Below are 21588 nucleotides of genomic sequence, written 5' to 3' on the forward strand. Positions count from 1 at the left end.
GCGCGACGGTGCCGGATGAAAGCGCCTCAAAGCTGATCGATCGGTCGCTGTACGGGGCAGGACTCGCCTCGTCGCCACCGCCCAATTGCCCGGACTCGCTTATGTGGCGGCAAAAAGTGCAAGATTTGTGATTCTGGAACGCCTGCGCGGCGATGCCGGTCCTCAAGGACCGCACCGCGAGGCTCGGGGGTCAGGCGCGGAGGATGCGCGAAAGGACGGCGGCGGCGTGGTCGACCGCGGCGTCGGTGACGTCGAGGTGGGTGACCAGGCGGGCGGTGCGGGGGCCGAGCACCGAGATGAGCACTCCTTCGGCGCGGGCGGCAGCCGCGAGCGAAGGCGCGTCCATCGGCGCCTTGGTCAGGTCCAGCGGGACCAGGTTGGTGCGGACCGGCGTGGCCAGCACCCCGTACGGTGCGATCGCCTCGGCCAGCCGGGCCGCCTTCGCGTGGTCCTCGGCGAGCCGGTCGACGTGGTGGGCCAGGGCGTACCGTCCCGCGGCGGCCAGGATGCCGGCCTGACGCATCCCGCCGCCCATCCGCTTGCGGATCAGCCGGGCCCGCTCGATCCGGTCGGCGGCGCCGACGACCAGTGAACCGACCGGCGCGCCGAGCCCCTTGGAGAGGCAGACCGAGAGCGTGTCGAACAGTTCGCCGTAGGTGGCCAGCGGCACCCCGTCAGCGACGTGGGCGTGCCAGATGCGTGCGCCGTCGCAGTGCAGCGCCAGCTGCGCGGCGTCCGCGACCCGGCGCAGTTCGCGCAGCGTGTCGAGGGGAATCACCCCGCCACCGCCGCGGTTGTGGGTCTGCTCCACCGCGATCGCCCGGGTGGGCACCGCCCAGTAGCCGTCGGGCCGGATCATGCCGGCCACCCCGTCGGGGTCGATGTCCGCGCCGACCGCCGGCCAGGTCCGCGAGGTGATTCCGCCGTACGCGGCAGCCGCACCCATTTCGTACGTCACCACGTGCGCGTCGGCGTCGCAGAGCAGCTCGCTACCGGGCGGCACCAGCACCTGCAGGGCGATCTGGTTGGCCATCGACCCGGTCGGGCAGAACAGCGCCGCCTCGTGCCCGAACAGCGCCGCGACCTCGCGCTCCAGGGCGTTGACCGTCGGGTCCTCGCCGTAGACGTCGTCGCCGACCTCGGCGGTGGCCATCGCCTCCCGCATCCCTGCGGTGGGCCGGGTGACGGTGTCCGAGCGGAGGTCGATCGGCACGCCTCGCTTGGTCGGGTCAGCCACGCAGCATCTCCGCCACCAGGAATGCCAGTTCCAGCGACTGCTGGGTGTTCAGTCGCGGGTCGCAGGCGGTCTCGTACCGGTCCGGCAGGTCGAGGTCGGCGATGCCCTGCGCTCCGCCCAGGCACTCGGTGACGTCCTCGCCGGTCAGCTCCACGTGCAGGCCACCCGGGTGGGTCTCCAGGCCGCGGTGCACCTCGAAGTAGCCCAGCACCTCGTCGACGATCCGGTCGAAGTGGCGGGTCTTGTAGCCGTTGGACGACTCGTGGGTGTTGCCGTGCATCGGGTCGCACTGCCACACCACCTTCGCCCCGGCGGCCGTGACCTTGGCCACGATCGGTGGCAGCACGTCGCGTACCTTGTGGTTGCCCATCCGGCTGATCAACGTGAGCCGGCCGGGGATGTTGTCCGGGTTCAGCTTCTCGCACAGCTCGATCGCCTGGTCCGGGGTGGTGGTCGGGCCGAGCTTGACCCCGATCGGGTTGGCGATGCGGGAGATGAAGTCGATGTGCGCGCCGTCGAGCTGCCGGGTGCGCTCGCCGATCCACAGGAAGTGCCCGGACAGCCCGTACGCCCGGCCGCCGGAGACCCGGGTCAGCGCCCGGTCGTACTCCAGTGCCAGGGCCTCGTGGGAGCAGTAGAGGGTGACCGTACGCAGGGCCTCGTCCTCGGTCATTCCGCAGGCCCGGATGAACGCGATCGCCCGGTCGATCTCCCGGGCGATCGCTTCGTACCGCTCGCCGGCCGGCGAGTTGCGCACGAAGCCCTTGTTCCAGTCGTGCACCGCGTGCAGGTCGGCCAGGCCGCCGGCGAGATAGGCACGGAGCATGTTCATCGCGGCGGCCGAGTTGGCGTACGCCCGGATCATGCGCTGCGGGTCGGCGACCCGAGCCTCCGGCGTGGCCTCCAGCGAGTTGATCATGTCGCCGCGGTAGGCCGGCAGGCCCCGGGCGTCGGTCGGCAGCGACCGGGGCTTGGTGTACTGCCCGGCGACCCGGGCCACCTTGACCACCGGCAGCGACGCGCCGTAGGTGAGCACGATCGCCATCTGCAGCAGCGTGCGGGCGTTGGCCAGCAGGTGACTCTCGGTGTTGTCGGCGAAGGTCTCCGCACAGTCACCGCCCTGCAACAGGAACGCCTTGCCCTCGCAAACCAGCGCGAGGCGCTGGCGCAACTGGTCGACCTCGTACGGGGCCACCACCGACGGGACCCTGTCGAGCACCTTGCAGACCTCGGCGACCTGGGCCTGGTCCGGCCAGGGTGGGGTCTGGGCGCGAGGCAGCTCTCGCCAGCGGTCCAGGCCGAGGGCCTCGTCCTCGGCGGAGTCGGCGGTCGGACGGCTGGTCTGCAGCACCGGGCTGCCCACCGCCGGATGACTCAACTGATGCCACTCATGGCGCATGACAGAAAGCGTACGGCGACCGGCGGGGTGGCCGACCAGCGAGGGGCCAGGTTCCGGCAGATGGACGCCGATCTTGTCGCTAGGGCTGGTGGCGGGAGTCGTGCGGGTGAGCTGCGACGCGGGTCAGGGCGTTGGCGCGGGGGCGGGGCTGTGCCCGCCGGGACGTTCGTCCGAGATGCACCAGTCGAGCCCGTCCCGCGTGACCGTGAACAGCAGCGGCCGGGTGGCCTTGCGCTTACCGACAGCAACCGTCACCGCGGCGCTGACCTCCTGCCCCGACGAGCCGGGCCGGATGTCGACGATTTCGGTCTCCGACACCTCGAAATGGTCGGCGAAGTCGCCGTTCGGCCCGGTCGCGGCCCCGTCGAACGCCTCGTGCAGCACCGCGCACAGCTGGCTGCGCCCGGCTTCGACATCCTTGGCCGCTATCGCGTCGAGGTACGCCTGCACCCGTTCCCGGGACTTCGTCAGGGCCTCCTCGGCCGGTGCCCGTCCGGGCTCCTCCGCCTCGCTCTCCCCCGCGATGAGACCGCAGCCGCCCAGCGCGAGCGGCATGGTCGTGAGCAGGACGGCGCCGACGGCCCATCGCCCGTACCTCACCCGCATCGCTACCTCCCAGGCGTCCGAGCCGCCGAGTCTGTCACACCACCGTCGGATGCAAGGAAGGGCACCTTCTTATCGCCTTTTGCATAGGAAGGGCCCCCTGTTAACACTCATATCAGAACCCCCGCCGGACCCGGCAGCCGCCACGGCCGACGACGCGCGACGGGTGGTGCTGTTCTGTTAACAAGGGGCCCTTCCTCTACCGCAGGCGTTAATAAGGGGCCCTTCCTTTCACCTCAGCCGAGGCCGCCCTTGATGGCGCTGATCAGCTCGCCGTTGCTGGTGTCACCGGAGAGCTCCCAGAAGAAGGCGCCACCGAGGCCCTGGTTCTTCGCGTACGTCATCTTGCCGTTGATGGTCGACGGGGTGTCGTAGCTCCACCAGTTGCTGCCGCACTTGGCGTACGCCGTGCCGCCGACGGTGCCGGTGGCCGGGCAGGTGTTCTTGAGCACCTTGTAGTCCTCGATCCCCTGCTCGTAGGTGCCCGGAGCGGGCCCGGTCGCGGCGCCACCCGGTGCGGTCTGGGTCACCCCGGTCCAGCCACGGCCGTAGAAGCCGACGCCGAGCAGCAGCTTGTTGGCGGGGATGCCCTTGCTCTTGAGCTTCTGGATGGCCGCGTCCGACCAGAAGCCCTGCTGGGGGATTCCGGCGTACGAGTAGAGGGGCGAGTGCGGGGCCGTCGGGCCCTGCGCGTTGAAGGCGCCGAAGTAGTCGTACGTCATCGGCATGATCCAGTTGAGGTTCGCCGCCGCACCGGCGTAGTCGGTCGCGTCGATCTTGCCGCCGTTGCTGCCGTCCGCGGTGATCGCAGCGGTGACCAGCGCCGACGAACCGAACCGGCTCCGCAGCGCGCTGACCACGTTCTTGAACGCGTTCGGGCCGCTGGCGTCGCAGGTCAGGCCGCAGGCGTTCGGGTACTCCCAGTCGATGTCGATGCCGTCGAAGACGTCCGCCCAGCGCGGGTCCTCGACCAGGTTGTAGCAACTCTGGGCGAAGGCGGTCGGGTTCTGCGCGGCCTGGGTGAAGCCACCGGACCAGGTCCAGCCGCCGAAGGACCAGATCACCTTGATGTGCGGGTACATCCGCTTGAGCTTGCGCAGCTGGTTGAAGCTGCCGCGCAGCGGCTGATCCCAGGTGTCGGCGACGCCGTCGACGCTCTCCGCCGCGGTGTACGCCTTCTCGTAGTCGGCGTAGCTGTCACCGATGGTGCACCGGCCGCCCGTGGTGTTGCCGAAGGCGTACAGGATGTGGGTCAGCTTGGCCGCCGAGCCGCTGGTGTGGATGTTCTTGACGTGATAGTTGCGGGCGTAGACGCCCCACTGGGCGAAGTAGCCGACGACCTTGCGGTCCCCGCTGGGCGGCGTGGTGGGCGGCGGCGCGGTGGTGGGGGGCGCTGTGGTCGGCGGGGTGGTCGTGGGCGAGATGGTGGTCGGCGGGGTGGTGGTCGGCGGCGGCGTGCCACCGCCGCAGGAAGCGCCGTTGATGGTGCAGTTCAGCGGCGCCCGGTACGCGCCGGTGCCGTTGTAGCCCCAACTGAAGGAGGCACCCGGGGCCAACGCACCGGCCCAGCTCTTCTTGACCGCCACGTACCGGTTGCCGTCGCGGGTGATGTCGGCGTCCCAGAAGCTGCTGATGCTGGTGCCCGAGGGCAGCTCGAACTCGATGCGCCAGGTGCTGAGGCTGGCGTCCGAACCGTTGGTGATGGTGACCCTCGTCTCGTGACCGGTCCCCCAGTCCTGCACACGGGTGAAGGAGGTGGTCACGCTTCCGGCGCCGAACGCCGAGGCCACCGGGACCGTGGCGACGGTCACGGCGACCACGGCGCCGACCCAGAGGGCCCGGCGGAGCGATCTCTTCATGTGGCGTCTCCAAACAGTTAGGAAACTTTCCAAAAGGATGAGGAGACGCTACTCACGCGTCACCACTTCGTCAAGATGCACATACATCGATTGGCGCGAGAGGCCAACCAGCCGACTCCTCGAGGCCGGCCAGGACCTGAGGTCCACCAGAGCCGTCCGCCGGGTCGCTCCCGGCGCCTTCCGGACTCGCCTTCGCGGTGAAGAGCCCGCTCTGGCCGCATCGACCCGGCCTGACGGCACGGCACGACGTAGCCTCGGGCCATGACAGTCTTCGACATTCCGATCGGCGCGCTCGGCGGCGGCCCGGCCGACCTGGCGCGCTACCGCGGACGCGCCCTGCTGGTGGTCAACGTCGCGTCCCGGTGTGGGCTCACCCCGCAGTACGTCGGCCTTCAGGCCCTGCAGGACGAGTACGCCCAGCGCGGACTGGTGGTGCTCGGGGTGCCGTGCAACCAGTTCGCCGGCCAGGAGCCGGGCACCGCCGCGGAGATCAGCGAGTTCTGCCAGGTCAACTACGGGGTGACGTTTCCGCTCACGGAGAAGGTCGAGGTGAACGGCCCCGGCCGGCACCCGCTCTACTCCGCCCTGGTGGGCGCTGCCGACGCCGAGGGCCACACCGGCGACGTACGGTGGAACTTCGAGAAGTTCCTGGTCGCCCCCGACGGCACGGTCGCCGCCCGATTCGCCCCCACCACCACCCCCGACGACGCCGCCCTGCGCAGCACCATCGAGAAGTACCTACCCGCCGCTTGACCCCACCTGGGCCGGCCCCAAACCGGTCACCCATCCGTCATCACCGATATAAATACTGTCGGTCATCGACCAGCGCCAGATCTGCGAGGAATCAGGGTCATGGATCTATCGGTCTGCGCCCCCCGGTGCCGGCCGCCGGAATTCGGGCACCGCCGGAACCGCATAGACACCATGTAGATCCTGTCTCATTTTCATGTAGGAACCATGTAGATTCCATGAAATATCCGCGGCGGTCGAATTTCCGAGCCGGCCCCGCAGAGGCGGTTTGGCCAACGTCCACGGACTCTCCCGATAAACGACGCACCAGCCCCCGCCGGCAGAAAACCCGGCACCACCGGGCCAGATAGGCGCGTGCCGGCCACCTCCGCAGAAGGACACGGCGTGATGGCGCCGCGACCTGCCGTAAAAGCGATCGCCCCCTATCGGCTGGATTGCCCTGGAAGTCCCCCCATCGGAGGTCCTGCTGGCTTTGTGATTCTCGATACCTGAATTGCGCTTCCGTCGGCCAATGCCATCCACAAATAACGCGGCCTCACGACGCGATCCAATGACTGTGGCCCATGCTACGGAGCAGCAACGAGGGTTGTCGTGCGGGGAAAGCCGTCGGGTAGGGTCGGAGGCCACCCACCTGGGGCTGCCCTGAATCCGGCAGCCCGACGACACAGAGATTGTCGTAGATACGCGACTGCGTACGTCGCCTGAAATGGGTCGTCGTACCGTATGCCCCTTGGAATGGAGACCGTGTCCGCACTCAGAGTCAAGTCGCTGTACAAGGTCTACGGGAACCGCGCCGACAAGGCGATGGAACTCCTCAAGAACGGCGCACACCAGGACGAGAAGCTGGCAGGGCTACCGGTCACGGCCGCGGTCGTCGACGCGAACTTCGAGGTCAGACGTGGCGAGATCTTCGTGGTCATGGGCCTGTCCGGCTCGGGTAAGTCCACCCTGATCCGCATGCTCAACGGCCTGCTCGCACCCACGCACGGCACCGTGGAAGTCGACGGGATCGACATCACCAAGCTCAAGCCGGCCGCGCTGCGCAAGCTGCGCCGCGAGAAGATCAGCATGGTCTTCCAGCACTTCGCGCTCCAGCCGCACCGCTCGGTCCTCGACAACGCCAGCTACGCGCTGGAAGTGGCGGGCCTGCCCCGCGACGAGCGCCGGGAGAAGGCACTGGAGGCGCTCCGGATGGTCGGCCTGGACGGCTGGGCCGACAAGCTGCCCCAGGAACTCTCCGGCGGCATGCGACAGCGGGTCGGCCTGGCCCGCGCGCTCGCCGCCGGCACCGACATCATGCTCATGGACGAGGCGTTCTCCGCGCTCGACCCGCTCATCCGCCGCGAGGTGCAGGACCAACTTCTCGAACTGCAGGCCGAGCTCGGCAAGACGATCGTGTTCATCACGCACGACCTGAACGAGGCGATGCGCCTCGGTGACCGCATCGCGGTCATGCGTGCCGGCCGGATCGTCCAGATCGGCACCGCCGAGGAGATCCTCACCGACCCGTCCAACGACTACGTCGCTCAGTTCGTCGCCGACGTCGACCGGACCAGGATCCTCACCGCGTCGGCGGTCATGGAGCGGCCGCTCGGCGTCGTGGACGTGAACTCCGGCCCGCGGGTGGCCGCCCGCGTGCTGCGCGAGACCCAGACGTCCGCCGTCTACATCACCGGCCGCGACAAGCGGTACCTGGGCACCGTGACCGCCGACGCCGCCGCCCAGGCGGTCCGGGAGGGACGCAAGAACCTCCAGGAGATCGTGTCGACCGAGTACGCCCGCACGGTCGACGACACGACACCGGTGGCCGACATCTTCGCGCCCTGTGCGGAGAGCCCGGCCCCGGTCGCCGTGGTCGACGCCGCCGGGCGGCTCGCCGGCGTGATTCCGCGGGTCACGCTGCTGAGCGCCCTGGGCAGCATCAGCACCGACGTCAGCGAGAACACCGCCACGCCCGAACCCACCGACGTGGCCGGCACGACACCGGCCGCAAGCGGCACGGCCGCACCGGAGGTCCCGGTCCAGGTGGGTGCCCAGGCTCCGGCCCGCCTGACGGAAGGGCCCGCATGAACATCATCGAGCGCATCAACGACATGCTGCCGTACGTCCGGATCGGCGACGCCTTCACGACCGGCGTCGACTGGTCGAGGGAGCACCTGTCCGCCGTCTTCGACGGCATCGCCGCCACCGTCGACTCGCTGGTCGAGCCGCTGGCGAGCCTGCTGACCACGCCCCCGGCGATCGTCATGGTGCTGATCTTCGCCGGCCTCGGCTGGTGGCTGCGGGGCTGGAAGTTCGGCCTGGGCACCGCGCTCGGGCTCGGCATGGTAGCCGGGATGCCGATCTGGGACCAGACCATGAGCACGCTGGCGCTGGTCCTGGTCTCCAGTGCGCTCGCCCTGCTGCTCGCCGTACCGCTGGGCATTTTCATCGCGGAGAATCCCCGTGCCTCGGCAATCGTCCGACCGGTGCTGGACCTGATGCAGACGATGCCCGCGTTCGTCTACCTGATCCCGGCAATCTTCTTCTTCGGTGTCGGCGTCGTGCCCGGCGCGTTGGCCACCGTGGTGTTCAGCATGCCGCCCGGGGTGCGCCTGACCGAGTTGGGCCTGCGTCAGGTCGACCGCGAGGTCGTCGAGGCCGGCGAGGCGTTCGGTGCCTCGCCGTGGAAGATCCTGCTGCGCACCAAACTGCCCCTGGCCCTGCCCACCATCATGACCGGCGTCAACCAGGTCATCATGCTGGCGTTGTCGATGGTCGTCATCGCTGGGATGGTCGGTGCCGGCGGTCTGGGTGAGGTGATCACGACGGCACTCTTCCGCGCTCAGGTCGGCGCGGGCTTCGAGGGCGGCGTTGCCGTGGTGATCCTGGCGGTGGTGCTCGACCGCCTCACCGACTCGATCGGCGCGCGTACCGCGGCGGCGAAGGCGCAACGCGCCATGCAACAAGCCTGATCCACTGCCCTGACCCATGCAGGGGAGTCACCGATGCCGGCGCCCTGCCTCGCTACCGCGAGTTCCGCCGGTGCACAGTAACGAGGGAAGGACACTCCACATGTGGAGCAGTAAATTTGTGCGCCGGGTCGCGGTGGCGGCCGCCGCTGCCCTGGCGCTGACCGGCGTCGCCGCCTGCGGCGACGATGGCAAGTCCGGCGGCTCCGCCGGTGACAGCAAGAAGATCAGCATCGGCTACATGGCCTGGGACGAGGCCATCGCCACCTCCTACCTCTGGAAGAACCTGCTGGAGGAGAAGGGCTACCAGGTCGAGTTGAAGAACGTCGAGGCTGGGGTCGTCTACCAGGGCCTGTCGACGGGCGACATCGACCTCTTCCTCGACAGCTGGCTGCCGCAGACCCACGCCGACTACATGGAGCGGTACGGCGACAAGATCGAGAAGATCGGCGTCTGGTACGACAACGCCAGCCTGAGCATCGCCGTCCCCGATTACGTGACCGGCATCGACTCGCTGGAAGACCTGGCCGCGAACGCGGGCACCTTCAACGGCGAGATCATCGGCATCGAGGCCGGCGCCGGCCTGACCGCCGCCACCCAGGACAAGGTCATCCCGGAGTACGGCCTGACCGGCAAGCTGAAGCTGACGACCTCGTCGACCCCGGCCATGCTGGCCGCGCTGGACGGCGCGATCAAGGACAAGAAGCCGATCGTGGTGACCCTGTGGCACCCGCACTGGGCCTACGCGAACTACCAGCTGAAGGACCTGGCGGACCCGAAGGGCACGCTCGGCGGGGCCGAGGAGATCAACAGCCTGGGCCGTAAGGGCTTCGGCGCGGACTTCCCCGAGGTCACCGAGATGCTGAAGAAGTTCAAGATGGACGACCAGCAGCTCGGCTCGCTCGAGGACCTGATGTTCAACGTGCACAAGGACAACGAGGAGAAGGCCGTCGAGGAGTGGCTCAAGGCCAACCCGGACTTCGCCGGCACGCTGGCCACCTCCTGACCGACCCCTTGAGCGGTCAGCCGCGCCGGTGGCGGAGTCAATGCGGCTCCGCCACCGGCGCCGCTTCATCCGGTACTCGCCGTAGGTCCTCCCTCGCGCTACCCGAAGACGGTGAAGGTGTCGAGGACGTGGTCGACATGGCGATCCTTCGGATCGTTGGCCATCTCGGCGACCAGCTGCTCATATCCCGAGACCATCGCCTTCGGAAAGTGTTCCCGCATGACCTCGATCCGGCGGTCGGCCTTGCCAGCGCGAGCCGACGGCGGAAGGTTCCGCCGCACCTCGTCAAGAATGGCGCGCGACCAGACCGGCCGATACAGGTCCTGCTCAGCGCAGCGCAGCAGGGTGTCGGCAAGCACACTGGGCACGAGGACGCAGGCGTCCAGCACCGCTACGATCATCAGAGTCCGTCACGCACCGAGCTGATCGTCTGACGGCTGGCGGCCACGCCTGATCGCTTCGTCATAGACGCCCATGTCGATCGCGTCTGCGGTCAACTCGTCCAGCGCCTCGCGGCGCGCCCTCGACCGCCGCTCCTTGTACGCGAGCACGTCATGCAGTGCGACTCGACGGCTGGAGTTTGGCCGGGTGTAGGGCAACACCCCGTCGTTCATCAGCTTGACCACTGTCGGCCTGGTCACGCCGAGAATCGCGGCAGCTTCTCCGGTTGATAGCTCGACGTTCTCCGCCATGACCCGGACCGGCCGCCCTCGGCCGAGGATCGACACGACTTCGGCGAGAGCCTCGCCTACCACCGGCGGCACGTCGACCGGCTCCGCCCCATCGACGATGAGTTGCAGTCGCCGCCCCCGGAGTGGTCGCCGGGCGAAACGCCTCAGCTCCTCACCGTTCGGCTCCAGCCCGCCCGCAGGCACCACCGTCACAAGATCCTCCAGCCAGGTTGTTTCCTGCTCTCACGATACCCGTCGAAACGAAAAAAACGATAACTTCCGCGAACTCAGCGAATTCACTGGCCGCAGGTAGGCCGACCGCTCGGACACATGCGGCCTTACCGCCGCGAGCGACGCCTATGCCGGTACACAAAGCCACCGAACAGCCGCCAGAGTTCGTCTACATAGGTCACTGCTCGACCACTGTCGACGATGCCCGGATCATGGCGAAACACCCAGGATCTTCATGCGCGGAATCTCCGCGCCTCACCTTCCCGCACGCGTGCCGCGAATCCGCACGCCCGAACCCAAGCAGGAGCCTCCTCCCTATGATCAATAAGTACCCCGGAATCTGTGGTAGTTGCGGACAACGGGTGAAGGCCGAACTCGGACAGGCGCTGAAGATCGGCAGCCGATGGATCACCTATCACCATGAATGCGCACCGATCAAGAACGCTCCGCCCGCCGGGACTCACCGCGGCTGGCACGACCTGCCGGTCGTGGGCTTCGACATCGAGGGCACCGAAAAGGAGCCCATGGACAGCCGCATCGTCTCCGCAGCCCTGGTCTATGCCGACGGCACTACGTCAAGCTGGCTCATCAACCCCGGCGTACCCATTCCGTCCGATGCCAGCAAGATCCACGGGATCACCAACGAGACGGTGCGTAGCACCGGAAGGCCACCCCGGGAAGCCCTGGCCGAGCTGGCAACGGCGATCTCGAAGGTGATCGCGGACGGCATGCCGCTCGTCGCCTTCTGCGCCCCCTACGACGTCACGACGCTGCACAGCGAGCTGGCACGTCACGGTCTCCCGGCCGTCGACTGGGACCGCGCCGACATCATCGACCCCTCGATCCTGCACGGGGAAGTCGAGCCCCGCTGGTACGACAGCCGGCAGCTGGGCGACCTGTGCAGGTACTACGAAGTCGAGCTGACAAACGCTCATGACGCGGCAAGCGACGCACGCGCGGCGGTCGACCTGGCGGTGTCGATCGCGGCCCGTCACGAACGGATCGCTCGGCTGCACCCTGACGCCCTGCATCAGGCGCAGATCGGCTGGTACGCCAAGCAGAAGCGTGAACTCCAGGCATTCTTCGACCGGCGGGGCAGCGGTGAGACAGTGAGCTTGGAATGGCCTCTCGAGACCAAGCGACGCGGATAAACCGACAGGAAAACCGACACTACCGGTCGGCTGTGGTAGACGCCCATCAGCGGCCGAACTCCCAGGCCAGGTGGAGCCGGTCGGCGGGCACGCCCGCCGCGGGCAGCCGGCGGCGGGCCGCAGCGAGCATGGCTGGCGGGCCGCACACGTAGACCTCCTGCACAGCCCGGTAGTGGTAGAGGGCGAGCGTGAGGGCGTCCCCCTGCTCGGCCGGCGGGACCGAAGCATCGTGGGAGAACGCGGGCACCACGGTCAGCCAGTCGTGGGCACACTGGAGCTTGTCGAGGCTGATCGCGTCGTAGAGGTCGCCGAAGGTGCGCGTACCGACGATCAGCGTCACCCGCCGCCCGGCCTGTGCCGCGGCGACCTGCTCGACCAGGGCGCGCAGCGGCGCGAGCCCGGTGCCGCCGGCGACCAGCAGCAAATCTGCCCCGCGGGTCGGGTCGAGGCTCAGACCGGCGTCGTGGGGCGGGCCGAGCCAGAGCAGGCCGCCGGGGCGTACCGCGTGGACCAGGGCACGGGAGACGGCCGCGACGGCACGGACGTGGAACTCCAGGGTGCCGTCGGGGCGAGGGACGTTGGCCGGCGAGTACCACCGCCACCGGCCGGGCCAGCGTTCGGTGCTGACCGGCACCGCCTGGCCGGGCTGGAACGGCAGCCGACGCCACGGGCGTACGGTCAGGGTGGCGACGCCCTCGCCCGCCCGATGATGCTCGATGACCTCGGCTGGCCACCACGCCGGGCCGTCGCCGACCCCCTCGGCTGCGTCGGCCACCGCCGCCGACGCCTGCCACGCGGCGCGGTCCCACATCGCCGCCAGCTCCGGCGTCCACAGTAGGTGCCGGGCGACGGTGCCGGTCAGCGCCGCCTCGATGGTGCGCTGATGCGGCAGCAACCGGTGGCGGCGGTACGCGCGGCCGAGCACCGCCAGCAGCGCCGACCGCCCCGCCGGATCGTCACCGCCACTGGCCAGCCGCCCCAGCGCGGCGAGGAACAGGCCCGCCGTCCGTTCCGGCAGCAGCCCCGGGCAGCGCTCCTCGACCGCGCACCAGAACTGCCCGGCGGCCTGGCGGGCGTACCGCATGGTGAGCGTCCACGACGCGGCCAACGTGGCGGTCACGAGCCGGCCTCGTCGGCGAACGCCCGCCCGGCCGCCGTCACCGTGCCGGCCGGCACGCCCAACTCCCGCAGCACCCCGGCCAGGTAGTCGACCACCCGCCGGTGCTGCGCCTCGGTCAGGCCCAGGCCGCGCCACGCCCCGGCCGCCGGCCGGACCAGGTCGCCGGCCGGTCCGCCGAGCGCCACCGTGAGGGTCAGCGCCAGGTGCCCGGCGAGCCGGGCCCGATCAACCCCGATGAGGTACGGCGCCAGCTCCGCGTCCGCCACCACCAGCCCCAGCCACCGCGTCACCGCCTCCCGCACCAGCTCCGGCCCGGCCACACCCCTCATCGGGTACGCCCCGAGCCCGGTCACGACCACCGGAACGTCGTCCCGCATCGCCGCCATGGAAAGCCTTTCCGCAGAGATCGTGAGTTGGAGCGGCACCGGAGCGGGCGGGGACGGCGGAGACGCGTTCGGGGGTAGCGCCCCACCGGAGCCCAGCACCCGCCCCGGGCCATGCGTCCACCCTGGTCAGGCAGGCATTCAAGCGGTACGACTACGCTCTGCACCCGCGCTGTACCTCCTCTGAAGTAGAGCCGTTAAGCTGCTGAATGGCCGATCTCGATGCGATCGGAGGCGAGCCGATGACGACCGTGCAGACGTGGACCGGCCGGCAGACCCGGGCGCTGCGGCACGCCCTCCGCATGAGCATCCGGGACTTCGCCGAACACCTCGGCGTCAGCGAACGCACGGTGTCCAAGTGGGAGGCAGGCCGCGATGCTGTACGGCCACGGCCCGAGATGCAAGCCGCTCTCGACACCACGTTACTGAGGGCCAGCGGCGAGGCCGTGAGCCGGTTCAGTGCTGCGACGGGCAACGAGGATGTCTGCCCCGCTGGGACGACAGGCGGCTACCGCATCCAGTCCCACAAGTTCATTCCGGCCTACATCGGCACGGCGGTGGCCAACGAACTGGTTGACTTGCCGCAGATGGAACCTCGCCCGCACGAGTGGCTGGACGTGTCGGTCATGAGGGTGCCGCATCCGGACGGCCTATGCATGGCTCACGTCTTCGCTTGTGGGGTAGTGGTTCTGCACCTACGGCAGGACCTCGCCCCAGCGAGCCTGGCGGAGTTCGCAGCATGGCGATATGCCAGCTACGAGGGTGATCTGCCCTGGGCAGCCCAGCAGATCGAACGGCTTCTGCCGAAGCAGCCCGACAGCCAGACAGCAATGCCGGAGTACGTGATGTCGATGTACCTCCTGCGTGAGCCGGGGTGCCGCCGCGAAGACCTGGAGAATGCGGTTCGCTTGTTGAGCCTCCCGTCCGTGCTGGTCAACCGCCACGCGTCGCCCCGGCCACAGCCAGTTAGCGATCACATCGAGGGGAGGTTGTTATCCGAGGGCTTTGATCATCCTAGTGTCGAGTCATTCGGGATACCTGGCGTATCCGTCGGCTTCGCGACCTGGTCAGGGCTGGCCTATCACCCGCTCTCGCCGGAGCGAGCCCTCGGCGTTGACGAACTGGTCTCACTTGAGGCCGACGTACAGATGCTCTGGGCCTACTGCCGGCGCATCCAACGAGCAGTGGAGGACGGCCGCGATCCGGTGGTATCGCCGGAGTTCGGCTGGCGCTTCTTGAGGGCTGCGCACTCGCGGCTCACCACCGCACGTGCTCAGGAGACGGCGCAGCACTGCTTGATGCGTCAGGCGGCCGTCACGACGAGTGGCCTACCGGAGCGGCTAACGCAGGCGCAGGCCGCGCTTCGCGAGGCCGAGACGGCCAGTGGCAGAGTCACGGTATGAGCACGCGTGCTGCCCTGATCGTCATCGACATGCAAAACGGCTTCATCAACAACCGGAGCCGACACGTCATCCCCAGGGTCGTCGATCTGGTCGAACGCTGGGAGGCGACAGGCCGACCGGTCGTCTTCACCCGCTACCACAACTATCCGGGTAGCCCTTTCGAGACGTTGATCCACTGGTCGGCAGTGCAGCATCCGCCGGAGACGGAGATCGTGCCCGAGCTGAGCCAACACGCTGCTCGGGCGCAAGCCATGGTCGACAAGCGCATCTACTCGTACTTCACTAGCGAAGGTGCTGATATCGCTGCCCGCGAGGGCTGGACGGACCTCGTCTTCTGCGGTGTGGCCACCGAGAGTTGCGTGCTGAAGTCAGCCGTAGACGCATTCGAGCGGGATTTCACCCCGTGGCTGGTCACAGATGCCTCGGCGAGCCACGGCGGCCCAGCCGCTCATGACGCCGGATTGTTGGTCGCCCGTCGTTTCATCGGCGCTGGCCAACTGCTCGACACCGAGGAGGTCAGCACACGATTTCATAATCGATGAGGATGTCGTCCTGCGGAGGCCGCGTGGACATCGACAAGGCAAAGCAAGCCGTACGTGAAGCCGTCTGGTCGCGATTGGAGCAGGCGAACCAGGCACCGCCCCGGGCGTTCACGGGCGCATCCCCAACTTCGTCGGTGCCGAACTGGCCGCCGAACGGCTCGCGGATCATCCGGCATGGCGCAACGCCAGCGTCATAAAGTCCAATCCGGACAAGGCGCAGTTGCCGGTAAGGCTACGAGCACTCAGCGAGGGCAATCTGCTCTACATGGCGGTGCCGAAAATCGCCGACATCCGCCCCTTCTACCTGCTCGGCCCCGCAGCCCTCGACATCGAGCTGGCCCTCCTCACCGAGGCTGGCTTGGTCGGCGCATCCACTGTCCTCGTGACACCTTGGTCCGCAGAGAATCGGCACCAGTCCAGCTCTTGCTGCCTACCGCCACTCGGGCCGACCGAGGATGCTTCCAATCGGCCAGAATGAGATTCTTTACCTGCTACGACCGAAGGGCGGTCTGGGGGGGCGGAACCATTTTCTCAAGCTGCCGTTCGAGGCTGAGCGGATCGTCAAAGAACTCAACATCGCTAACCGTTCTTAGTTCAGCGACAATCGCCTTCGACCACTTCTGCTCTGAGCCGTCCAGCGCCGCAACGCGCTTCTCTCTGGGAATTGTCGACAGACCAAACACGTGATAGCAGTGCTCGGCCGCCTGATCCGGGTCGCGCAGACTTACCGCTTGGACATATGCAGCCGTGCCGTCGTTGGCGACCCGCAACGTGACTGGGCGGCTGCGCCCTGACTGCAGCGGGATCTGGGCATCGCGCTGAAGCTTGCGGGTGCGGCCTGCCCAGGCAGCAACTCTGTCGGTGACTCGATCGACGAACCTCACCCCGGCCTGGCGAGGAGCAAGCCAGCGGAGCTGATCGGCGCGCAATGACGCCTGGGCAACGTCGAGGATGAGCCTCCCAAGATCGTCGGGCGCCCCGAAAGTCGCTACCTCGCCCGGTATCGCGTTGACACCGTTCAGGCCGGCATTGCGCAATATCTCGCCGAACGCTTCGGCAGCCCGGCCAGCTGTCAGGTTCACACCGGCCATCGCCAGCAGGGTTGCGGCGGTGGCGCGGTCGGTGACCCGATAGCCCGAACCCATCGGCTCGACAAGGACCCGTACGCCGTCACCGTCGCCGTAGGTCAGCGGAAGATCGACCAACAGGCCGTCCCCATACGGATGCACAACCGTGTGGTCGTTGACCGCCCGGAGAACGGCACCGATGACAGTCGCGGCGTCCATGATCGCTCCCCTCCTCACGGCTCGACCCAGGCGAAGTCGTCTCCGATCATGATGAAGCACTCCGCAGCGAACGCTTCCAGGATCGCACGATAAGTGCCAGGAGCGACCCTCGGTTGCAGCGGCACAGCGGGGATATCGTCTGGCTCGTACGCCCCTTCATCGCCACCACCTGGCTCGACCCGATGCTTGTGGGTGCCCGGAAAAGGCGAGTGTGGGGTGTTGACGCAGAGCCGGCGGGCAGAGAAGCCCGAACGGCCGTCCCCCACGAGGTACTGAAGCGCCGGCTCGCTCGGTTTCAACGGATTGACCGTCATCCTCAGCCGGCAAGGGGCAAGCACTGGGATGACCGTGTTGACCCGCACGGTGCCCTCTCTGACCACGCGGTTCTTCGTCGTCCACGCGATGCCGCCGAGCGTCACCGCCTGCGCCAGAGGAGACAACAGGGCACCAAGATTGGCAGCGGTCATCAGATGCGACACCTGCCGACTCACAAACCACCCCCGTAGGCGCCACGTAACCAGAACTGCGCCGAGAGTACACCTCGCATAGGACACTGTGGAGCCCAGTGTGAGGGTGAGAATCCGTGGTCAGAGGCGGTAGCCCGGTGACGAGGATCAGACCCGGCGTCGGCCGGCGAAGCCGCAGTCGGCGCGGTGGTACCACCGCACGTCGGTGTCCCCCTCCAGCCAGCACCACAGCACCGGCCGGCCGTCGCGCTCGCCGGGGAAATCGAGCAGCACCGGCGCCACGCCCTTCACCTCGATGCCGTGCTGCTGCAGCTCGTCGAGGATCGCGTACAGCCGGGCCTCCAGCCCCTTGACCTCGGGCCGGCCGCCGAGTGCGCTGACCCCGTGGGCGGCCAGGTCGGCCTGCAACTCGGCCAGGTCGGCCCGGACCCGGATCAGCTCGTCGACGCGGGGGCGCAGGGTGGCCACCAGGTGCCGGGCCTGGGCGAGTGTGAACACGGCGTCAGTATGGCACCGGGCCGGACTCACTCCGCCTGGGCGGCCAGCTCCCGGGCCCGGTCGCGGGCCGCCTCGAGGGCGGCCAGCAACGCCGCGCGTACGCCGTGATTCTCCAGCTCGCGGATGGCGGAGATGGTGGTACCGGCGGGCGAGGTGACCGCCTCGCGCAGCTTCACCGGATGTTCGCCGGAGTCGCGCAGCATCACCGCCGAGCCGATCGCGGTCTGCACGATCAGGTCGTGCGCCACCTGGCGGGGCAGGCCGAGCAGGATGCCCGCGTCGGTCATCGCCTCGACCAGGAGATAAAAGTACGCCGGGCCGGAGCCGGAGAGCGCGGTCACCGCGTCCTGCTGGCTCTCCGGCACCCGGATCGTCGCGCCCAGCGGCTTGAACAGCTCCTCGGCCAACGTCAGGTGCTCGCCGGTGGCGTGCGCCCCGGCGGAGATGGCGGTCATCGCCTGGTCCACCAGGGCGGGGGTGTTGGTCATGACGCGGACCACCGGGGTGCCCTCGGGCAGCCGGCGGCTGAAGAAGTTGCCGGGCAGACCGGCGCAGAGTGAGATCACCAGCTTGTCGGCGGGCACCTTCGGGCCGATCTCGTCGAGGAGCGCCGCCGCGTCCTGCGGCTTGACCGCGACGGCCAGCACCTCGGCCTCGACGACGGCGGTCAGATTGTCCACCACCCGTACGCCGTACCGCGCGGTCAACTCCTCGGCCCGCGCCGGCCGGCGGGCGGTGGCCAGCAGCCGGTCCACCGGCCAGCCCGAGCGCAACAGCCCGGAAAGCATCAGCTCGCCGATCTTGCCGGCGCCGATCACCGCGACCGTGTGCGCACCGCTCACCATGCCGCCAACTCCTCTCACTGCTCCACATCCCACCACGGCCCCACCACCACTCCCGCCCACGCCGGATCCAGGGATCGTCATCGCCGTCGGACATCCACTAGCGACGATATTCCCTGGATCGGCGGAGCGGGGCGGGTGATGCGGACGGCAGCGGGAGCGGTGGCTCAGCTGCCGAAGAAGACCTCGGCCTCGGCGTAGCGCTCCAGCGGAACGGTCTTCAGCTCGCGGGTGGCCTCGGCCAGCGGTACGCGGACGATGTCGGTGCTCTGCAACGCGACCATCTTGCCCCAGTCGCCCTCGTGCGCGGCGTCGATCGCCTGCAGGCCGAGCCGGGTCGCGAGCACCCGGTCGAACGCGCTCGGGGTGCCGCCACGCTGGATGTGCCCGAGCACGACCGTACGGGCCTCCTTGCCGGTCTTGGCCTCCAACTGCTCGGCCAGCCACTGGCCGATGCCGCCGAGGCGGACGTGACCGAACGAGTCGACTTCCTGGTTCTGCAGGACCATCTGCCCGTCGAGCGGGTGGGCGCCCTCGGCGACCACGACGATCGGGGCGTACTGGTGCTGGAAGCGCTTCTCGACGTAGCCGGCGACCTGGTCGATGTCGAACTTCCGCTCGGGGAGCAGGATCACGTTGGCGCCACCGGCCAGGCCGGCGTGCAGAGCGATCCAGCCGGCGTGCCGGCCCATCACCTCGACCACCAGGGTGCGGTGGTGGCTCTCGGCGGTGGTGTGCAGCCGGTCGATCGCCTCCATGGCGATGTTGACCGCGGTGTCGAAGCCGAAGGTGTAATCGGTGGCGCCCAGGTCGTTGTCGATGGTCTTCGGCACGCCGACGACCTTGACGTCCAGCTCGTGCAGCTTGGTGGCGACGCCGAGGGTGTCCTCACCGCCGATCGCGATGAGCGCGTCGACGCCCTGCGCGGCCAGGTTCTCCTTGATCCGCTCGACGCCATTCTCGATCTTGAAGGGATTGGTCCGGGAGGAGCCGAGAATCGTGCCGCCGCGCGGCAGGATTCCCCGGACCTCCGCGATGCCCAGCGGGCGGGAGATCCCCTCCAGCGGCCCCCTCCAGCCCTCCCGGAACCCCACGAACTCATGGCCGTAGCTGGCGACGCCCTTGCGGACCACCGCCCGGATGACCGCGTTGAGACCCGGGCAGTCGCCGCCGCCGGTGAGCACGCCGATACGCATGATTCGCTCAATCCTCCTGGGAAGCATCTGGTCAAGCCCGATCAAGCCCCAGGATACGTGTCAGGTCAGACCATCGGCGCCATTGCCGGCCCGGGGCGGGCCGTCACTGCGACTGTAGTCGGCGCCGTCGCATGCCCGACACCGTGCCCCCACCTACCCACCAGTAGCGCAGCTTCCCGTTCCCGGCGCACCATCGCTGGCCCCGGCGGCACCCGATCCGCGCTCGCCGCAGGCCCTCACCCCCGGCCGTCGCTCGCCACCCGCCCTCGCGCCAACCTCCGCTCGCCATTCGCCCCGGCCCGCGCTCACCGCCCGCGCTCGCCCCGACCTCCGCTCGCCCCCGCCCGCGCTCGCCGCGCCGATCTTGTTAAAAGGGGGCCCTTCCTCTACCGCAGGCGTTAAAAGGGGGCCCTTCCTTGCACGCTCTCCTTGCATGCTCTCCTTGCACGCTCTCCTTGCACGCTCTCCTTGCACGCCCTTTCTTTCATCTCATCCATCGATCAGGTGGCGGTCATGGCGCGATAGCGGGCCAGGTTGTGTCGGGCGTCGACCAGGGCGTCGTGCCGGGCCGCGGCGGCGCTGGGCAGCCGTGGGCGGCCCCGGTCGTCCCACAGCTGACGCAGCTCCTTGGTGAACCGGGGAATCTCCCGGGGCAGCGCCGGCATCGCGCCCCACAACTGCGCCAACGCCACGTGGTCGTACGCCGCGTACCAGGCCCACAGCTCCAGCTCCTCGCCGGGCCGGTCCTGGATCGGCTCGACCAGGAAGTCGTACAGCTCGTCGCGGATGCGCTCCCGGGACCGCCAGGCGCGGTCGGCCGGCGAGGGCAGCTTGTCCAGCACGTTCCGGCGTACCCAGGGCACCGCCCGGGCCGCGTCGAACTCGGTGGAGACCGCGTAGAACTCGCGGCCGTGCTCGTCGACGACGCCGATCGACACCAGCTCGACGGTCCGGCCGTCCTCGATGAACTCGCAGTCGTAGAAGTAGCGGTAGGCCATCCCCGCCATCCTCGCCCACGCCGGTGGCGGCGGGGCCGGCGGGTCGCGGAGCCCGGGAGCGCTTCCAGCGCTCCGGGCCGGTGGCAATTCGCAGTTGAAGAGGTCACGGAAGCGATTTGAGGGGTGTACAGCACGCGACCGGAGCGTCATGATCTGATGTGTACGCTGCCGGACGCCGCACGGGTGTCAGATCACCTCGTCAGGGGCCAGTCAGGCTCACCCGGTGAGCGATTTGGGGTCCTTGACCGGGGAGGGGTGGGGCCGTGGAAATGCGCCTGCCGGAGCCGGGCGACGCGCTCACGGGTGTCGAGATGTTCGCCGGGTTGGAGCCTGAGGTCCGCCAGCGGGTGATCGCCGCTGCGGTGCCTCGGACGTACCGCAAGGGCCAGTTGTTGTTCGTGGAGAACGACCCGGGCGAATCGCTGATCGTGCTGCGGCGCGGCGCGGTGGCGGTGTTCCGCACCGCGCCGACCGGCGAGCGGGCGGTGCTGTCGGTGATCCGCCCGCCGGACGTGCTCGGTGAGGTCTCTCTGCTGGACGCCTCCACCCGCTCCGCCTCCGCCGAGGCGATCGAGGACTGCACCGCCCTCGCCCTGTCCCGGGGGGCCTTCATGGAGCTGGTGCACTCGAACCCGCGCATCCTCGACGCGGTGATGCGCTCGCTCGGCGCGCTCATCCGCCGGCTGACCGAGCAGAACGCCGACCACGTCTTCCTCGACCTACCCGGCCGGGTGGCCAAGACGCTGGTCCGGCTCGCCGGCGAGAGCCAGGCCCCGATGATCACCATCGAGTTGAACCAGAGCCAGCTCGCGGAGATGGCCGGTGGTTCCCGGCAGAGCGTCAACCAGGCGATCGGATCGTTCGCCAATCGGGGTTGGCTGCGTACCGAGGGCCGCCGGATCGTGGTCACCGACGTGCCGGCGCTGCGCCGCCGCGCCGGGATGAACGAGCGCTGAACGTAGCGCACGGGGGCCGCGGCGCTCACGCGCCTCGGC

The 21588-nt window shown here is 68.8% G+C and carries 22 protein-coding genes and 1 pseudogene; 9 read left to right on the forward strand and 14 right to left on the reverse strand.

Annotated features, from left to right (window positions below):
• Nucleotides 1–190 precede the first annotated feature (190 nt).
• The 4 genes from Vqi01_RS02610 to Vqi01_RS02625 form a co-directional block, all read right to left on the reverse strand.
• On the reverse strand, nt 191–1213 hold the full coding sequence (locus Vqi01_RS02610) for a threonine aldolase family protein (RefSeq protein ID WP_204032843.1): 1023 nt from the start codon (nt 1211–1213) through the stop codon (nt 191–193).
• Between the two features lie 16 nt (nt 1214–1229).
• A complete protein-coding gene (locus Vqi01_RS02615; RefSeq protein ID WP_204032625.1) occupies nt 1230–2636 on the reverse strand; it encodes a class II 3-deoxy-7-phosphoheptulonate synthase in 1407 nt (468 codons plus the stop codon).
• Nucleotides 2637–2759: 123 nt separating this feature from the next.
• Entirely contained in the window at nt 2760–3242 is a 483-nt protein-coding gene (locus Vqi01_RS02620) for a hypothetical protein (RefSeq protein WP_204032626.1), read from the reverse strand.
• Between the two features lie 233 nt (nt 3243–3475).
• Nucleotides 3476–5098 (reverse strand): glycosyl hydrolase family 18 protein, encoded by a 1623-nt coding sequence (locus tag Vqi01_RS02625; protein ID WP_204032628.1) that lies wholly within the window; start codon nt 5096–5098, stop codon nt 3476–3478.
• Between the two features lie 261 nt (nt 5099–5359).
• On the opposite strand from Vqi01_RS02625, the gene Vqi01_RS02630 reads away from it, so the two are divergent.
• The 4 genes from Vqi01_RS02630 (at nt 5360) to Vqi01_RS02645 (ending at nt 9805) form a co-directional block, all read left to right on the forward strand.
• Nucleotides 5360–5851 carry a glutathione peroxidase gene (locus tag Vqi01_RS02630; RefSeq protein ID WP_204032629.1) on the forward strand — a complete coding sequence of 164 codons (492 nt, stop codon included), beginning with the start codon at nt 5360–5362 and terminating at the stop codon, nt 5849–5851.
• Nucleotides 5852–6583: 732 nt separating this feature from the next.
• Nucleotides 6584–7918, forward strand: coding sequence for a quaternary amine ABC transporter ATP-binding protein (locus Vqi01_RS02635; RefSeq protein WP_204032631.1), 1335 nt, complete (start codon nt 6584–6586; stop codon nt 7916–7918).
• Nucleotides 7915–8802, forward strand: a complete 888-nt coding sequence (locus Vqi01_RS02640; RefSeq protein WP_239098130.1) for an ABC transporter permease — start codon at nt 7915–7917, stop codon at nt 8800–8802. The genes Vqi01_RS02635 and Vqi01_RS02640 overlap by 4 nt, the downstream gene beginning before the upstream one ends.
• A 100-nt stretch (nt 8803–8902) precedes the next feature.
• Nucleotides 8903–9805 (forward strand): glycine betaine ABC transporter substrate-binding protein, encoded by a 903-nt coding sequence (locus Vqi01_RS02645; RefSeq protein WP_204032633.1) that lies wholly within the window; start codon nt 8903–8905, stop codon nt 9803–9805.
• Nucleotides 9806–9903: 98 nt separating this feature from the next.
• Here the strand turns inward: Vqi01_RS02645 and Vqi01_RS02650 are convergent, their stop codons facing one another.
• Complete coding sequence (locus tag Vqi01_RS02650) at nt 9904–10206, reverse strand: PIN domain-containing protein (protein WP_204032635.1); 303 nt, start codon at nt 10204–10206, stop codon at nt 9904–9906.
• A gap of 9 nt (nt 10207–10215) precedes the next feature.
• A complete protein-coding gene (locus Vqi01_RS02655) occupies nt 10216–10689 on the reverse strand; it encodes a helix-turn-helix domain-containing protein (RefSeq protein ID WP_204032636.1) in 474 nt (157 codons plus the stop codon).
• 380 nt (nt 10690–11069) lie between these two features.
• Between Vqi01_RS02655 and Vqi01_RS02660 the strand changes: the two genes are divergently transcribed.
• A complete protein-coding gene (locus Vqi01_RS02660) occupies nt 11070–11858 on the forward strand; it encodes an exonuclease domain-containing protein (RefSeq protein WP_204032638.1) in 789 nt (262 codons plus the stop codon).
• Between the two features lie 46 nt (nt 11859–11904).
• On the opposite strand, the gene Vqi01_RS02665 is transcribed toward Vqi01_RS02660, so the two are convergent.
• Together Vqi01_RS02665 and Vqi01_RS02670 are read right to left on the reverse strand one after the other, a co-directional pair.
• Entirely contained in the window at nt 11905–12978 is a 1074-nt protein-coding gene (locus Vqi01_RS02665; RefSeq protein ID WP_239098131.1) for an oxidoreductase, read from the reverse strand.
• A complete protein-coding gene (locus Vqi01_RS02670; RefSeq protein WP_275408683.1) occupies nt 12975–13355 on the reverse strand; it encodes a globin family protein in 381 nt (126 codons plus the stop codon). Before Vqi01_RS02670 ends, Vqi01_RS02665 begins: the two co-directional genes overlap by 4 nt.
• A 215-nt stretch (nt 13356–13570) precedes the next feature.
• On the opposite strand from Vqi01_RS02670, the gene Vqi01_RS02675 reads away from it, so the two are divergent.
• The 3 genes and pseudogenes from Vqi01_RS02675 to Vqi01_RS31430 form a co-directional block, all read left to right on the forward strand.
• Nucleotides 13571–14764, forward strand: a complete 1194-nt coding sequence (locus Vqi01_RS02675; RefSeq protein WP_239098132.1) for a helix-turn-helix domain-containing protein — start codon at nt 13571–13573, stop codon at nt 14762–14764.
• Complete coding sequence (locus Vqi01_RS02680; RefSeq protein WP_204032640.1) at nt 14761–15306, forward strand: cysteine hydrolase family protein; 546 nt, start codon at nt 14761–14763, stop codon at nt 15304–15306. Before Vqi01_RS02675 ends, Vqi01_RS02680 begins: the two co-directional genes overlap by 4 nt.
• A gap of 23 nt (nt 15307–15329) precedes the next feature.
• Nucleotides 15330–15637: pseudogene (locus Vqi01_RS31430) on the forward strand (5-formyltetrahydrofolate cyclo-ligase family protein); the annotation flags it as partial.
• Between the two features lie 160 nt (nt 15638–15797).
• On the opposite strand, the gene Vqi01_RS02690 reads toward Vqi01_RS31430, so the two are convergent.
• From Vqi01_RS02690 to Vqi01_RS02715, 6 genes are all read right to left on the reverse strand, one after another.
• Nucleotides 15798–16592, reverse strand: a complete 795-nt coding sequence (locus Vqi01_RS02690; RefSeq protein WP_204032644.1) for a hypothetical protein — start codon at nt 16590–16592, stop codon at nt 15798–15800.
• Nucleotides 16593–16606: 14 nt separating this feature from the next.
• Nucleotides 16607–17059: a hypothetical protein gene (locus Vqi01_RS02695; protein WP_204032646.1), complete on the reverse strand. Its 453-nt coding sequence runs from the start codon at nt 17057–17059 to the stop codon at nt 16607–16609.
• 147 nt (nt 17060–17206) lie between these two features.
• Nucleotides 17207–17557 (reverse strand): DUF2203 domain-containing protein, encoded by a 351-nt coding sequence (locus Vqi01_RS02700; RefSeq protein ID WP_204032647.1) that lies wholly within the window; start codon nt 17555–17557, stop codon nt 17207–17209.
• 26 nt (nt 17558–17583) lie between these two features.
• Nucleotides 17584–18402 carry a pyrroline-5-carboxylate reductase gene (gene proC, locus Vqi01_RS02705; RefSeq protein ID WP_204032649.1) on the reverse strand — a complete coding sequence of 273 codons (819 nt, stop codon included), beginning with the start codon at nt 18400–18402 and terminating at the stop codon, nt 17584–17586.
• Between the two features lie 164 nt (nt 18403–18566).
• Nucleotides 18567–19595: a 6-phosphofructokinase gene (locus Vqi01_RS02710; protein WP_204032651.1), complete on the reverse strand. Its 1029-nt coding sequence runs from the start codon at nt 19593–19595 to the stop codon at nt 18567–18569.
• A 500-nt stretch (nt 19596–20095) separates the two neighbouring features.
• Complete coding sequence (locus Vqi01_RS02715) at nt 20096–20593, reverse strand: polyadenylate-specific 3'-exoribonuclease AS (protein ID WP_204032657.1); 498 nt, start codon at nt 20591–20593, stop codon at nt 20096–20098.
• A 263-nt stretch (nt 20594–20856) separates the two neighbouring features.
• Here Vqi01_RS02715 and Vqi01_RS02720 point away from each other — a divergent pair, with 263 nt between their 5' ends.
• Nucleotides 20857–21549, forward strand: coding sequence for a Crp/Fnr family transcriptional regulator (locus Vqi01_RS02720; protein WP_111219701.1), 693 nt, complete (start codon nt 20857–20859; stop codon nt 21547–21549).
• Nucleotides 21550–21588 lie beyond the last annotated feature (39 nt).

Source organism: Micromonospora qiuiae (assembly GCF_016863555.1).
Classification (GTDB): domain Bacteria; phylum Actinomycetota; class Actinomycetes; order Mycobacteriales; family Micromonosporaceae; genus Micromonospora; species Micromonospora qiuiae.